The sequence below is a fragment of the Sorangium sp. So ce185 genome (assembly GCF_051526825.1).
GTDB lineage: Bacteria > Myxococcota_A > Polyangia > Polyangiales > Polyangiaceae > Sorangium > Sorangium cellulosum_D.
On the sequence record NZ_CP150316.1, the window covers coordinates 5215091 to 5230479 of the forward strand.

At 73.2% G+C, this 15389-nt stretch carries 9 protein-coding genes; 6 read left to right on the top strand and 3 right to left on the bottom strand.

Going from position 1 to position 15389, the window contains the following annotated elements; all coding sequences use genetic code 11:
• Window positions 1-31: 31 nt before the first annotated feature.
• Genes mukB through WMF26_RS19180 form a run of 3 tightly spaced genes read right to left on the bottom strand, consistent with a single transcriptional unit; the run spans window position 32 to window position 6581 of the window.
• Window positions 32-4456, bottom strand: coding sequence for a chromosome partition protein MukB (mukB, locus tag WMF26_RS19170; protein ID WP_438001488.1), 4425 nt, complete (start codon window positions 4454-4456; stop codon window positions 32-34).
• The gene (locus WMF26_RS19175; RefSeq protein WP_438001489.1) at window positions 4453-5151 is read right to left on the bottom strand and encodes a chromosome partition protein MukE; all 699 of its coding nucleotides are present in this window, start codon (window positions 5149-5151) and stop codon (window positions 4453-4455) included. The genes mukB and WMF26_RS19175 overlap by 4 nt, the downstream gene beginning before the upstream one ends.
• A complete protein-coding gene (locus tag WMF26_RS19180; RefSeq protein ID WP_438001490.1) occupies window positions 5148-6581 on the bottom strand; it encodes a condensin subunit MukF in 1434 nt (477 codons plus the stop codon). The genes WMF26_RS19175 and WMF26_RS19180 overlap by 4 nt, the downstream gene beginning before the upstream one ends.
• A gap of 246 nt (window positions 6582-6827) precedes the next feature.
• Between WMF26_RS19180 and WMF26_RS19185 the strand changes: the two genes are divergently transcribed.
• The 6 genes from WMF26_RS19185 to WMF26_RS19210 all read left to right on the top strand — a co-directional run bounded on the left by WMF26_RS19185 (window position 6828) and on the right by WMF26_RS19210 (window position 15377).
• The gene (locus WMF26_RS19185) at window positions 6828-6953 is read left to right on the top strand and encodes a hypothetical protein (RefSeq protein WP_438001491.1); all 126 of its coding nucleotides are present in this window, start codon (window positions 6828-6830) and stop codon (window positions 6951-6953) included.
• A gap of 283 nt (window positions 6954-7236) precedes the next feature.
• Complete coding sequence (locus WMF26_RS19190) at window positions 7237-10035, top strand: AAA family ATPase (protein ID WP_438001492.1); 2799 nt, start codon at window positions 7237-7239, stop codon at window positions 10033-10035.
• A complete protein-coding gene (locus WMF26_RS19195) occupies window positions 10032-12380 on the top strand; it encodes a glycosyltransferase (protein WP_438001493.1) in 2349 nt (782 codons plus the stop codon). The genes WMF26_RS19190 and WMF26_RS19195 overlap by 4 nt, the downstream gene beginning before the upstream one ends.
• On the top strand, window positions 12377-13135 hold the full coding sequence (locus WMF26_RS19200) for a WG repeat-containing protein (RefSeq protein WP_438001494.1): 759 nt from the start codon (window positions 12377-12379) through the stop codon (window positions 13133-13135). The genes WMF26_RS19195 and WMF26_RS19200 overlap by 4 nt, the downstream gene beginning before the upstream one ends.
• A gap of 569 nt (window positions 13136-13704) precedes the next feature.
• Window positions 13705-14931 carry a flavin-dependent oxidoreductase gene (locus WMF26_RS19205; protein ID WP_438001495.1) on the top strand — a complete coding sequence of 409 codons (1227 nt, stop codon included), beginning with the start codon at window positions 13705-13707 and terminating at the stop codon, window positions 14929-14931.
• Complete coding sequence (locus tag WMF26_RS19210; protein ID WP_437338505.1) at window positions 14928-15377, top strand: DUF3237 domain-containing protein; 450 nt, start codon at window positions 14928-14930, stop codon at window positions 15375-15377. Before WMF26_RS19205 ends, WMF26_RS19210 begins: the two co-directional genes overlap by 4 nt.
• Window positions 15378-15389: the final 12 nt, after the last annotated feature.

The following is a 15389-nucleotide window of genomic DNA, read 5'->3' on the forward strand; positions in this document are numbered from 1 at the left end:
GCATCACTCGCCCCACATCACGCGCCCCACATCAGCCATGCAGCTCCCGCGCGACGCGGCGACCGGTGACCAGCACCTCCTCGCGCCCGCGCTCGTCCACCCGGCGCACCAGCCGGTACGTCGTGTTCCCCTCGGCGCGCGCCACCTCGGGCGCCGCGATCAACAGCTGCAGCTCCAGGCTCCGGCAGAGGTCGAACAGCACGTCGAGGCTGTCCTGGGAGAGCCGCGTCGCCTCGTCGAGGAAGAGCAGGCGCAGCGTCCCCAGAGAGCGCTTGCCGCGCAGCAGGTTCGCGTCGCGCTCCCAGGCCGCCAGCACGACCATCATGATCGCCGCCCCGACCCCGATGGCCTCGCCCGTCGACAGCTGGCTCGGGTTCGCCAGCTCCCAGGTCGCGCTCGCCTGGCGACGCACCTCGATCCGCAGATCCATGTACTCGCGGTAGTCCAGCAGCCGCTGCCCGCCCGTGCGCCCGCCCGCGTGACGCCGGAACAGCTCCTCGAGCGCCTCCTCGATGGGCATCGACGTCTTGAACAGCAGATCCTGCGCCGGATCCTCCTTGAGCGCCTGGAGCACCTGGTCCATCCGCGCCACGCGCTGCACCCGGACCTGGACCCCGTGAATGTTGCCGAAGCGGACCTGATCGAGATCCTCGGTCATGCGACGGAGGTTGTGCTGCGCCTTGCGGATCTGCGTCTCGATGTTCCGGGCAACGTCGGAGGACTCGCCGCGCAGATCGCCCTCCTGCCGCGCGAGCCGGTCCTGCAGGCGCGCGAGGTGCTCGCACAGGCGGGCGAGCGCCTCGATGGGGTCGTCGACCTCCGCGATCTGCGGCGGGATCCGGCGGAGCAACCAGTCGCGGACCCGCTGCCACGCCTCGAGGTACGCCTCGCCGGACGTCAGCTCGGCGCTGCCGATGCGGCCCTTGATCTCGGCCGCCACGACGGCGCCGTCCTGGGCGCGACCCAGGCGCTCCAGGAGGAGCGCGCCGTGCTCGCGCGCCCGCGGCCAGAGGTTGGGGCTGCCAGCGCCGGCGAGCTCGGCCGAGAAGCGCGCGGAGAGCGCGGACGCCAGCGCGCCCTGCGCCTCCGCCAGCGCGCGCAGGCGCTCCCAGCGCTCCTGGGCCGGCCGGAACAGGCGCTCCTCGTCCTCCGCGCGGCGGCGCGCCTCCTGCTCCCTCCCGCGCGCGCCGTCCAGCCGCACCTCCCGGCGGACCACCTCCTCCGAGAGCTCGCGCTCCTGCACGCTCAGCGCCGCCCGGCGCTCCTCCAGGGCGGCGAGCTCCCGCTCCGCCCGCTCGAGCGCCGCCGCGCTCGGATCCTCCACGCCGGTCTCGGCCAGCTCCTCGCGATGGCGCGCGAGCGCCTCGTCCAGGCTGCCCACCGCGCCGTCCGCGGCCTGGAGCGCCTGGTGCGCCGCGCGCTCCGCCGCCTCCGCCCGATCGAGGCGCTCCTCCGCCCGATCCAGGGCCTGCTTCGCGCGATCGAGCTGCTCGGACAGCGCCGGCGCGAGCCCCCGCCTCCGCCGGAGCGCCGCCTCCGCGTCGGTCCACGCGAGCGCGGCGCGGTTCTCCTCCACGCGGCGCAGCGCCAGCAGGGCGCGGCCGGCCTCGTCGCGCGCGCGCTCGGCCTCGGCCTTCCGCGCGCCCATCCGCGCGAGATCGTCGTCCGAGGGAGGCGCCGCGCGGAGCACCTCGATCCGCCCCTCCACGATCCGCCGGTCGGGCGCCGTGCGCGCGAGCTCCGCCTCGGCGCGCTGCGCCTCGGCGAGCCGCGCGACGAGCGCCGCGGCCTCTGCATCGAAATCTCGGGCGTCGAGGAGCCACGCCTCGGGGAGCAGCCGCGTGAGCGCCGCGGTCCGCCGCGCGAGCCCCTGCGCCCGCGCCCGCGCCGCGCTCGCCGCCTCGCCGTGCGCCCGCGCCGCCTCGGCCGCGCGCTCCCCGGCCTCCCGCGCCGCGCCGAGCTCCGGCCGGGGGTCGTCGCGCTCCAGGATCGCCGCGTCCGGGAGCAGCCGCGCGACCTCGTCGAGCGCGCGATCCAGCCCTCGCTCCTCCGCGCGCAGCGCCTCGACCCGCTCCGCGCGCTCGCGCTCCTCCTCCTTGAGCTCGCGGACGCGGCGCGACCGGGCCCTGCGCCCGAGCGTCGGCCGCTCGGGCAGGCGCGTCAGGCGGACGCCCTCGGCGCTCCGCACGAGCGCGTCGCGCCCGAGCAGCTCGCCGGGCGGCCGGCCCTCCTCGTCGAGCGCGAGCGGCGCGTCTCCTCCGAGGAGCCACACGGTCGCGGGGCGCTCGGTCGCCTGCGCGAGGACCTCGGCAGCGCCGCGCGCGTCCTCGACGAGGATCGCCTCGTGCAGCGGGCCGAGCAGGGCCTCCACCGCGGCGGCGTCCTCGAGGGCGACCTCCTCGAAGCGCCCCGCCAGGAGCTCGCCCCCCACGAGATCCCGCGCCTTCAAGAGCGCCCGGCTGACCTGCCCTCCGGCCTGCTCCAGCCGGAGCGCCTCGTCCTGGAGCGCCCGGCGCCGCGCCTCGGCCTCCTCTCCGCCCCGGCGGACCTCATCGCGCCGCGCCTGGAGGGCGGCGCGCAGGGTCTCCAGATCGTCCCGCGAGCTGATCCCCTGGCCAGCGCGCGCCGAGAGCGCGTCCGCCGCGGTGCGGACCTCCCGCCAGCGGATCGCCAGCGCCTCCAGATCGCGGGCGCGCGATCGCGCCGCCTCGCGCGCGGCCTCGGCGTCGCGCGCGGCCTCGGCCTCGTCGCGGCTCCGCTCCTCGGCGTCGCGGAGCTCGTCCTCGGCGTCGCGGTGGGCCGCGGCGACGTCGGCCGCGGTCGACAGCGGCCGGTCGGGCGCCGACAGCGCGTCCGCCTGCCCGCGCGCGGCGCGCTGCCGCCGCGCGTGCGCCCGCGTCTCGTCGAGGCGGGGCGCGAGCCGGGGCCGCTCCTCCACGAGCCGGAGCAGGCGCCGGGACTCCTCGAGCGCCCGCGACGCGCGCTCGTAGGCGCCGGCGGCCGGGATCTCCGCGCCGACCAGCCGCCCGAGCGCGCCCGCGACCTCGGCGAACTCGCGCCGGCGCCGCGCCGCCGTCCCGATCTCGCGATCGAGCCGCACGATCTCCTCGTCCAGCGCCTCCTGCCGCGCCTCGCAGCGCGCGATCACCTCGCCGGCGGTCTCGGGGCGGACGTCCTCGCCGGGCAGCCGCCGCGCCGCCTCCTCCAGGGACGCCACCGCGATGCGGTGCGCGGCGGCTCGCCGGGCCAGCTCCTCGATGCCTCTCTGCAGGTCCGAGAGCCCCCGGGCGGCGCGCTCGCGGTCCTCGCGCGCCTCGTCCCGGCGCAGCCGCGCCTCGCCCAGCGCGCCCTCCGCGCGCTCCCACGCCGCGCGCGCCGCGCCCTGCCGCGCGGCGGCCTCCTCGCGCCGCGCGGTCCGCTCGCGGATGCGCTCGTCGATCTCGCGGGCCCGCCGGGTCCGCTCGACGACTCCACGGGCCGTGACCCCCGCCGCCTCGACCGCCGCGTGCTCGCTCCGGACCACGTCCCTGCGCGCGCGCCCGTCGTCCACCTCGATCTCGAGCCCGCCGCGCTCGGCCTCGGCCGCCGCGAGCGCCCGCCGCGCCTCGTCGAGCCGCTTCGCGCGCTCCTCGGCGGCCTCCTTGGTCGCGTGCACGGCGGCGGCGAGCATCCTCTGCCCGGCGTCGTACACCTCGCGGATCTCCCCCTCGGTCCGCCGCGCCGCCTCGACCTCCTGCCGCGTCCTGCGGCAGGCGTCGAGGTTCTGGCGCATCCGCACGAGGGTGTCCGCGAGGCCCGTCTCCTCGCGCAGCAGGAAGCCGCGCAGCTCCGAGGTGAGCGCCCGCGAGATGCCTCCGGTCATGCTCGTGCGGAGCAGCTCGTTGAGCTTCCCGCGCTCCTCCTCGGTCGCGAGCCGCAGCGGCGTGACGCCGCGATCGAACAGGGCCGCGAAGTACTCCCTGGCCGAGGTGAAGGTGGTGAGCCGCGCGCCGGCCCGCGCGACGATCTCGCGGAGCCGGCCGAGATCGGGGACCATGTCGAGCTCGCCCCGGTCGAGCAGGACGTCCTCCAGCGCGGCGCCGGCGGCGAGATCCGTGACGATCAGCGGCGTCGGCTCGACGGTCGGCTCGGCGCGGCGCTCGAGGTGCACGCCGGCGAGCAGCCGCTCGCCGCGCGGGAGGCGGAGATCGAGGAAGGCGTACGAGGGGCGCCCGGGGTCGCCGAGGCGGCCCCAGATCCCCTTGTCGCCGCCCGTCGCGCCGTGCTCGCCCAGGTTGGTGAAGCGGAGCCGGCTCATGTCGGGCAGCAGCACGACGTACGCGGCGATCATCACCGTCGTCTTGCCCGCGCCGTTCGTCCCCTCGAGGGCGGTGACGTTGGGGTCGAGATCGTATGTCCTGCAGAACACCCCTCGCCAGTTCACGAGGGCTAGCGCGGCGGCCTGGACACGTTTCACGGCTCCTCCTCCTCTTCGTCCGTCCCAGCCGGCGGCGCGTCCCCGAGCGCCACCTTCCCCTCGGCCACGAGGCGCCCGAGCGCCTCGGCGCGGTCGCCGAGCCCGCGCACGGGCTCTGCGAAGCGCAGCACGGGCGCTCGCACCCGCAGGCGCTCGGCGCGGGCCGCGGGCGCCGCCCCGCGGCCGCCTTCCTCCTGGAGGTCGACGAAGCCGAGCGCGGCGAGCGCGCGCAGCGCCTTGTCGATCTCGAGGCGCACGGTCTCCTCGGCGATCCGCTCGTCGTAGCGCTTCCGCCTCGGGTTGAGCGCGACGACGAGCCGCTGGCGGCCGATCAGGCCCTCGAGCCGCGCCACGAGCTGCGCGCGCGGCACGACGCCGCCGGACTGCACGGTCGCCGGATCGAGGTACAGGAGCGCGAGCGTCTGGCCGACGAGCATCTCGCCGGCCGTGAGGTGCCGCCGGCCGAGCCGGTCGCCCGAGGGCAGGAGGTAGAAGTAGCCTTCGGTCGCGTGCGTGAGCTCGCAGCCGTACCGGCGGTAGAAGGGCTCGAGCAGCTCCTGAGCATCGACGAGGAAGCTGTACCGATCGCCGTCGTCGCGATCCACGTGCCGCCCGGCGCGGAGGGCGAGGTCGACCTCCGGAAAGAGCGGATCGAGGACCACCTCTTCGAGGCGCGAGAACGGCGCCGACGTCATGGTGCCTCCTCGGACGTGCGCCCTGGCCTGGCCGGCGGAGGGACGCGCGACGGCGGTGTCCCCACCTGCGCCGGCGAAGGGAGCCGCGACGGCGATGTCCCGACGTGCGCCGGCGAAGGGAGCCGCGACGGCACCACATCGGGCGCGGCCGCCATGAGGCTCCATTCCTCGACGCTCAGCTCCCCCGGCACCTCGACCCAGGGCGGATCGAGCGCGCTTCGGGGGCGCGCCTCCGCGGCGAGCTGCGCCGCGATCCGGCCGACGGCGACGAACCGATGTTCCTCGGAGACCCCGGGCAGCACGGCGGTGAGCACCTCCGAGAGGGTCGCCGCTCCCGCGGCGAGGGCCGCGCGGACGCGGTCCTCCTGATCGGCCGTTCGGGGGTCCGGCAGCTGCTCCTCGAGCGGCGTGCGCCACGCCCCGCGAGGCTGCACGACGGGCGGCCGAGCGACCCGCGCCTCCAGCGGCCGGAGCAGCCGGATCGAGGGGGCGCGCGCGGCGATGAGCGCGAAGGGGCGATCCGGCCAGGCGACGAGCTGGTCGCGCAGCCGCTGGCTCAGCGCCCGATCCGGATCCAGCCGGACGACGTCCCGCAGGAAGCGCTGGACGTACTGGTAGTACTCCGACCAGGCGCGCTGCCGGTCTCGGCCCCAGGCGCTCACGCGATCCACGTGCTCGGCGGCGCGCTGGGCCGCCTCGGCGGCCTCGGGCGTGCCCCGGTCGGCCGCGAGCTGCTCGATTTCCTGGAGACGCGCCTGGATGTGCCCCGTGTCTCGCAGCAGGACCTCGTTCAGCTCGCGCAGGGTGGCGGCCGTCGCCTCGAGCAGCTCCTCGCACGTCTCCACGGCGCGGAACCAGTCGCTTTGCAGGAGGGCCCCGATCCTCTCGCGGATCTCCTCCTGCTGCAGGTCGAGCCCGCACTGGCGGCGCTCGATGCCGGCGACGAGATCGCGCACGGTGATCTGCAGCGGCGCCACCACGTCGGCGTGCCATGCCTCGGCCGTCCCTGCGCTCCGCGCCGCGCCGAGCACGTGGACGAGCTGGGCCGTGAGGACGCCCGTGAGCAGGGTGAGGCTCTCGCGCGTGAGCGCCTCATCGTCGAAGAAGAAGTCGACGACCGCGGCCGCGAGGCGCGTCAGCGTGTACTCGCCCGCGCGCACGAGGCCGGCCCCGTCCACCCGCGCCAGGAGCCGCTGCTCGCGCAGGCGCTGGATGGCGTGGGTGGCGCGCTTGCGAGGGTTCTCGGCGCCCGGGTCGGTGATCTCGCAGATCTGCTCGAAGACGTCGACCAGCAGGTCCTCCTCGAAGGACGCGAGCGCCGCCCTCTCGGCGCGCGCGCGCAGGGCCACGAGGTAACAGAGGTCCGCGGTGTCGAGCTTCAGGGCCGCGCGGGAGCGCTGGAGCGAGGCGATCAGGCGGTTCGGGTCCATGGCGATCGCTGTGGGGTGCGCTGTCGCAGCCGGCGAGGGCCAGGGCCTGAGCCGGGCGAGCGCGCGAGCTGCAGCGTTTCGATGCGGGGTTGTGGCCTCGGCAGCCAGGCGGCACCGAGGCTCGAGCGCCGACGTCCGGGGCGCTCGGAGGGCAGGCTATTACCACGATTCTACGTGGATGGTTACGTAATCGATATGTGAAGGGTGAATGCGTGTTGATGCGAGAAACTCGGAGACGTTTCCGGAATGCTCTCGATGGATTTCTCAGGCTGTCTCGGTTCCATCGTTGCTCACGCGGCGCAGGTCGAGCTGTTTGCCGGTGAGTTGCTCATCCGGCCCGCAGCGCACAAAGCATTGCTGGAATCTGGCTGATTTTCTCGTTTTGCCTCGCGCCTGATGCTGTCGCGCGGCGGGCGGGGCACAGGAGCCGAGCGCCGCGATCGATCGGACGACGCGGCGGGGCGCGCAGCCGAGCTCACGGGGGGCTCCTGTGCCCGCGCACCCCTTCCCACAGATGCCGGACCGGCGACCGCCACGCATCATCGTGGACCTCCGGCCAAGCGAGCTGCTCCATGGAGCGGCGCTCCTGCCCCAGCGACCATCCAGGGCCACGCCGCTGCCCTGCGGTGTGCTTTCGTGCGATCCTCTCCTCGGTATGCAGCTCCTCCTGCTCCACTGTCCGGCCGACGACGACAGCGCGAAGGCGCTTCGCCCGTACCTCGAGCAGGTGTGCCGCAAGGAGGGGGTCGAGCTGTTGGACGCCTGGATCACGGCCGGCGAGCACGTGGCGCGCGAGCTCGAGAAGCGCCTCCGTGCAGCCGCGCACGTGGTCATCCTCGTCACCGCCCGGCTGCTCGACTGGGCCGAGTGGACCCATGTCGCCCGTCCTGCCCTCATGTCCCGGAGGCGGGCCGAAGTCTCGCTCGTGCGATGGCAAGCATGCATCGACGACGCCGACGAGGCGCTGCGTCGATTCGGGCCGATGCAGGACCCTGTGCCGGTGGTGAGCGCCGCCGATCGCGCTACAGCCCTCGACGCGGCCGCGCGCCGCATCGGCGATTCGCTGCGGGCGGCCCGGCTCGGGCCGAGGTGTGGTGTTGCGCTCGGCGGCCTTCCTTCGCCCGAGCGGGGGATCGTGGGTCGTGAGCAGGAGAAGCGATTGCTGGACGACGCGCTCGACGATGGGGCCGTCCATGCCGTCGTGGTGATCGGCGAAGGGGGCGCCGGCAAGACGCAGCTCGTCCGGACTTGGCTCGACGGCCTGCAGCCGGCCTACGGCGGAGTCGACGCCGTGATCTCCTGTTCCATCGAAGATCAGGACCGCGGCGGCGGCCCCTACGGTTCCGCCGCCGTGTCCGTGTTGCTCGAAGCGATCGGCGAGAGTCCGTCGCAAGATCCACTGGAGAGCGTGAGCCGTTTGGTCCGGCGCATACGGGAGCGCCCCACGATCGTGGTCCTCGACGGGCTGGAGCCGCTGCAGGACGATCGTGGAGAGCTCATCGACAGACCCATCCGGCTGCTGGTTCGTGATCTGGCATCTCAGATGTACGGTGGGCTATGCGTGATCACCACGCGCCCACCCCTCAACCTCGAGGGCACCGGCGTCCGCAGGATCGAGCTCGGCCCCATCGACGTGGCGTCGGCCATCCAGGTGCTGCGGAGCCGAGGCGTGCGTGGCTCCGACGAGCAGCTCGGGCGCCTGGCCGGTCGCCTGCGCCGTCACGCCCTCTCCCTCTCCCTCGTGGCCGACTACCTGAGCGAGGCGCACGGAGGCGACGTCCTCGCGGCCGATCGTCTCGACTTCGGCGCGGAGCAACTTGACGACGGCGGCCGGATCCAGCGTATCCTCGCCTTCTATGAAGCGCGCCTGAAACCCGAGGCTCGCGCGGTGCTCGGCGTCGTCGCGCTCTGCGAGCGGCCCGTGGATCTCGCCACGCTCTCCGCGGTCGGCGCCCATCGACGCGCCACCGGCTTTGCGGCGTCCATCGGCGACGCTTCGCCCGAGGAGCTCCGGCGAACCTGCGCGCGCCTGGAGAAGACCGCGCTGCTCCTGACGACGGAGACGGGCGGCTGGGATCAGCACCCCCTCGTGCGCGGCTACTGGCGACGCCGCCTCGAGGCGGTCGATCCCGCGGGGGCTCGCGCCGCACACGAGGTCCTGTTCGAGTGGTTTCGCGACCAGCCTCCGCGTAGAGGCGAGGACGCGGTACGTCGCGAGGATCTCGATCGGCTCTACGCGGCGGTCGCACACGGCGTTCAGGCCCGGCGATGGTGCGAATCGTTCGATGTCTTGCACGACCGCATCCGCCAGGGAGAGCGTCACACCAGCCTCAAGGCGTATGGCGCCGTGGCCGAAGACCGGCGCGCCTTTCTCGCGTTCTTCGACCGTCGCGCCTTTCGTCTCCCGGGGGAGCTCGCTCCGTGGCAGCGGCACTGGCTCGAGAACAGCGCGGGCGTGCTTCTCCGCGCGCAAGGGGAGACGTCCGATGCCGTGCGCCTCCTGGAGCGCGCCGTGCGGACGGCGGACGCCGCCGGCCTCACGGCGGAGGCAGCCGGGTCCGTGCGAAACCTGGCCTCCGTCCACTCGCTGAGAGGCGCTCTCACGGAGGCGTTTGCGTGCGTGGAGAGCGCGGTGCGCCGCGCCGACGCCTCTGGCGAGCTCCGGCCTCGCCTGAGCGCGCGTGATTTTCGTGGCCACCTGATGCACGGGTTCGGGCGGCTGCACGAGGCGCGCGCCACCTTCGAGGAGATCGAGCTGATCCGCGATCGGGAGATCTCGGGCCACGTGGGGGTGGCGCACTACCCATTGGCGAGCTTCGCCGTACTGCTGCTCGACCTCGACGAGGTCGAACTTGCCCAGGATCGCGCGGCGCGGGCCGTCCAGCTGGCCTACAGTGACGACCCCGACGCCGGCTCGCTGCTCAGCCGCGGCCTGGCCATGCGCGCGCACGCCCGGACGCTCGTCATGCTGGGGCGGACGGACGAAGCGATCCAGCGGTTCGAGGAGTCCGGGCGGCTCGTTCGAGATGCAGGGCGCTGGGACCACCTCGCGCCTTGTCTCCTCGATTGCGCGTTGTTCTGGGCGGACCGGGATCCCGACCAGGCCCGGCGGCATTTGGCTGAAGCGCGGCGCCTCTTTCAAGGCTGTGGCTTCCGACTCATCGAGGCTGACGCGGCGCTCATCACGGCGCGTGCGGCGCTCGCCGAGGGGATGCTGGAGGAAGCGGCCGATGAGCTCGATGCAGCCGAGGTGGTCCTACGCGAGACCTCCTTCCGCGTCCCTGTCCCGTGGCTGCACGCCCTTCGTGCGCGGCTCTGCGCCGCGCGAGGTGACCATGCCGGCGCCCGCCGGGAAGCGGGGCTAGGTTGCCAGGAAGCACGCGCGATGGGAATGAAGCGGCGTGATCTGTGGCGAGAGCTGGATTTCCACGGTCGTGCTGAGGAGAGGGCATGAAGATCCTGCAGGTCATCCACGGCTACCCGATGCGCTACAACGCGGGCTCGGAGGTCTACACGCAGACGCTCTGCCGCGGCCTCGCCGGTCGCCACGAGGTCCACGTCTTCACGCGCGAGGAGGACCCGTTCGCGCCGGATTATGCGGTCCGCCACGAGAAGGACAGCGGCGATCCGCGCATCTCGCTCCACCTCGTCAACACGCCGCGCGTCCGGGACGGCTACCGGCACGCGGGCGTCGACCAGCGCTTCGCCGAGCTCTGCGACCGGCTCCGGCCCGACGTGGTCCATATCGGTCACCTCAACCACCTCTCGACCTCGCTCGTCGCCGAGGCCGCCGGGCGAGGGATCCCCATCGTGTACACGCTGCACGACTACTGGGTGATGTGCCCGCGCGGGCAGTTCATGCAGACGCATCCGGCCGACCCGAACGATCTCTGGGCGGCGTGCGACGGCCAGGAGGACCGGAAGTGCGCCGAGCGCTGCTATGCGCGCTTCTTCTCGGGCGCGCCGGACGAGCGAGAGGAAGACGTCGCCTACTGGACCGGCTGGGTCGCGCGCCGGATGCGCCACGTGCGCGAGATTACGGATCTCGTGGATGTATTCATCGCGCCCGCGCGCTACCTGGAGCGCAGGTACCGGCAGGCGTTCGGCCTGCCCGAGCGCAAGCTGGTCTACCTGGACTACGGCTTCGACCTCTCCCGCCTCGGCGGGCGCACGCGAACCCCGGGGGAGCCGTTCACCTTCGGGTACATCGGGACGCACATCCCCGCGAAAGGCATCCACCAGCTCCTCGAGGCCTTCGGCCAGGTGAGGGGAGACGCTCGGCTCCGTATCTGGGGTCGGCCGCGCGGCCAGGACACCGAGGCGCTCCGCGCGATCGCGCAGCGGCTGCCGGGCGACGGGGCCGCCCGCGTGGAGTGGCTGCCCGAGTACCGCAACGAGGACATCGTGCGCGCGGTCTTCGACAGGGTCGATTGCATCGTCGTGCCATCGATATGGGTCGAGAACTCGCCGCTCGTCATCCACGAGGCGCTGGAGGCGCGCGTGCCGGTGATCACCGCGAGCGCCGGCGGCATGGCCGAGTACGTACACCACGAGGTCAACGGCCTCCTCTTCGAGCACCGCGATCCGGCCTCAATGGCGCGCCAGATGCAGCGCCTCGCCGACGATCCAGCGCTCGCCCGCCGCCTGGGCCAGCGAGGGTACGCGCAGTCCGCGTCGGGCCACGTGCCCGACCTCGCAGGTCACGTCGAGGCGATGGAGCGCATCTACGCCGAGGTCATGGCCCGCCGCGACGCCGCCCGGATAGAGCCCGGCCAGGGGCCATGGCGCATCACGTTCGACACGAACCCGGACACCTGCAACCTCCGCTGCATCATGTGCGAGGAGCACTCGCCCTACAGCCCTCTGCAGGAGGCGCGGAAGGCGGCTGGAAAGCCGCGCCGGCTGATGCCGATCGAGCTCGTGCGTCGCGTGATCGCCCAGTCGGCCGGCCATGGCCTCCGCGAGGTGATCCCGTCCACCATGGGCGAGCCGCTCCTGTACGACCATTTCGACGAGATCGTCGATCTCTGCCGGGAGCACGGGGTCAAGCTCAACCTGACCACGAACGGCACCTTCCCGCGACGGGGTGCCCGCGAGTGGGCCGAACGGCTCGTGCCGATCACCTCCGACGTGAAGATCTCCTGGAACGGGGCCACCCGGCAGACGCACGAGCTGATCATGCTCGGAGCGCGCTGGGAGGCGGTGCTCGAGAACGTGCAGGCGTTCATCGCCGTCCGCGACGCGCACGCCGCCGCCGGCGGGAACCGCTGCAGGGTCACGTTCCAGCTGACGTTCCTGGAGGCGAACGTCGCCGAGCTCGCCGACATCGTGCGGCTCGCCATCCGCGTGGGCGTGGACCGCGTCAAGGGACACCACCTCTGGGCGCACTTCGAGGAGCTCAAGCCGCTCTCGATGCGCCGCGACCCCGGGGCGATCCGGCGCTGGAACGAGGCCGTGCTGGCCGCGCGAGAGGCAGCGTCGGAGCGCGTATTGCCGAACGGCAAGCACGTGCTGCTGGAGAACATCTTCCTGCTCGATGAGTCCGCGCCCGAGGACGTGGCTCCGGGAGGCCGATGCCCGTTTCTTGGCCAGGAGGTGTGGATCAGCGCCGAGGGACGCTTCGACCCGTGCTGCGCCCCGGACGCGCAGCGCAGGACGCTCGGCGATTTCGGAAATCTCCACGACGCGGGGCTGATGGAGATCTGGAACGGCGAATCGTACCGGCGGATGCTCAAGACCTACCGGACCCGTGCGCTCTGCCTGGGGTGCAACATGCGGCGGCCGGCGGGTGAGCCATGAACGACTGGCGACGTGCCCGGGTCGCCCCGGAGCGGACCCACCACCTCGTGGACGGCGAGCCGCTGTACGCGGCGCGCTTCGATGAGGTGCTCGCGTTCCACGCCCCGGGCCTTTCGCCCGTTCGGCGCGGCAGCGCGGCCTGGCACATCGATGCTCGCGGGGAGCCCGCCTACACGCGGAGGTTCGAGAGGACCTTCGGCTTCTACGAAGGGCGCGCTGCTGTCTCGAGCTCCGAGGGCTGGCATCACATCCTGCCGGATGGCGCCGAGCTCTATCCAGCACGGTACTCCTGGTGCGGCAACTACCAGGACGGCCGGTGCGTGGTCCGCGACAGCGAGGGACTGTACCGTCACATCGATCAGGCCGGCCGCCCCGTGTACGCGGCGCGGTGGCGCTACGCGGGCGATTACCGCGACGGCATCGCGGTCGCACAGGGCGAGGACGGCCGCTCCACACACATCGATGGGCGCGGCGAGCTCGTCCATGGCCGCTGGTTTCTGGACCTGGACGCGTTTCACAAGGGTTTTGCTCGCGCCCGTGACGACCAGGGGTGGACGCACGTGGACGGCCGCGGGCAGCCCGCGTACGCGCAGCGGTTCGCGATGGTCGAGCCGTTCTACAACGGCCAGGCGCGCGTGGAGCGCTTCGACGGATCGCTCGAGGCCATCGATGAGGATGGGCGCACCGTGACGGTGCTACGGGCCGCGTTGCGCAGCGATTCCGCGGCGCTCCCTGCGGACCTGGTGGGTGTTTAGAAGGCCGAGACCCTGGTCGCAGCGGTGGAGCTCGGCGCGATCGAGGCCTTGCCTGCGTCGGAAGCGGAGGTGGCAGACGCGTTGTCGTCTGCCCGAGGAGCGAGCGCGCCGCTTGCTGCGTACGCTGGGCGCGCTCGGCATCATCGAGGGCGCAGTGGACGGCAGGCCGACCGACCTGCCGCGGAGCCCGCCGTCGCCCGCCCGGCGGTCGAGCCCTTCGTCTCGCGTCGAGGCATAGGCGAGTATGCCTATGCCTCGATCCAGCGGGCTCGGGTACGCTCGTTGCAGTCGCCTGCATCTCCACGAACGCAGAGAGAACAGCAGGTCCGCAACAACACAAGCATGACAGTTATGTTCAATAACCGCACCTCTTAGGCTGCGTCCACCCTCAACCATCCCTGGGATGCCCGGCAGCCGCGCCGCGGCGGCCGGCGGCGTCCAGCTGCCGGTGATTGAGGCCATGGTGGCGCCGATCCGCGCCCGCCCGCGCGCCGGGCCGCTCGGATCGGAGCGATTGTTACGGTCTATAACGACAGGCGGCGCCGAGCCGCATGTCTGCGGAGGATTTCATGCAGGTGATCGTCGTGGGCGCCGGGATCGGCGGCCTGGCCGCGGCTCTTTCGCTCCACGCCTCGGGCCACGAGGTGACGGTGTTCGAGGCCGCGCCCACCCTCCTGCCGCTCGGGGTCGGCATCAACCTCCTGCCCCACGCCGGCGAGGTGCTGGACGAGCTGGGCCTTGTCCAGGCCCTCCTGGCCCAGGGGGTCGCGACCCGGGAGCTTGTCTATTACAACCGCTTCGGCCAGCGCATCTGGGGCGAGCCGCGCGGCCGCTTCGCGGGCCACGCCGCGCCGCAGATCTCCCTGCACCGCGGCGCCCTGCAGGGCGTGCTGTTCGACGCCGCCGTCGAGCGGCTGGGCGCCGACCGGGTGATCTGCGACCGGCGCCTCACGGACCACGCGGAGGACGGAGGCCGCATCGCGGCGCGCTTCGTCGACCGCGAGGGCGTGGCCCGGAAGGTCGCCGCCGATCTCCTGATCTGCGCCGACGGCATCCACTCGGCGGCGCGCGCCCGCCTCTATCCGGACGAGGGGCCGCCGGTCTATGGCGGCCGCATCCTGTGGCGGGCGACCACGCTGGCGGCGCCCTTCCTCACCGGCGCCAGCATGATCATGGCCGGGCATCAGGACGAGAAGTTCGTCGCCTATCCCATCTCCCCACCGGGGCCGGACGGCCGCCAGAGGATCAACTGGATCGCCGAGCTCGCCGTCGCCGAGAGCCTGCGAAGGGAGGACTGGAATCGGCGCGGCGACCCCGCCGACTTCCTGCCCAGGTTCGAATCCTGGCGCTTCGACTGGCTGGATGTGCCCGGCCTGATCCGGGACGCCGAGGCGATCTACGAGTTCCCGCTGGTCGACCGCGACCCGCTGCCGCGCTGGAGCCATGGGCGCATGACGCTGCTGGGCGACGCCGCCCACCCCATGTATCCGATCGGCTCCAACGGGGCGAGCCAGGCCATCCTCGACGCCCGCGCGCTGGTCCGCGCGCTCGCCGCCCACGCCGATCCGGTGGAGGCGCTGGCCGCCTACGAGGCCGAGCGCCTGCCCGCCACCGCCGCCATCGTCGCGGCCAATCGCGGCAACGGCCCGGAGCAGTGCATGCAGATCGCCCAGGACCGCGCGCCGAACGGCTTCGACCGCATCGAGGACGTCTTCGCCCCCGGCGAGCTGGAGGCCATCGCCGCCCGCTACAAGGTGCTGACCGGCCTGAAGCGCGCCTCGGAGCCCGCCGCGTGAGCCCGCCCCTCGTCCCCCTGATGACGCTCGAGGTGGCGGTGGACACGCCGGTCACCGTCGATCCGGGCCCGCCCGGGAGGCGCTTCATTCCCATCGTCGGCGGTACGGTGGCCGGCGGCCTCGAGGGGCGGGTGCTGCCGGGCGGCGGCGACTGGCAGACGATCTGGGATGACGGGCGGACCGACATCTCGGCCCACTACATCCTCGACATCGCCGGCCATGGAACGGTGGAGATCCTCTCCGAAGGCGTCCGCGCCAGGCCCCCGGAAGTGCAGGCGGCGCTCGGGCGCGGCGAGGCCGTGGACCCCGGGCTCACCTATTTCCGCACCTCCATCCGCATGCGCACCTCGGCGCCAGGGCTTCAGCGGCTGAACGCCGTGCTGGCCCTGGCCGTGGGCGAGCGGCTGGCCGACCGGGTGCGGCTCACGGTTCACGAGATCGGCTAGGGCGCGGTCGCG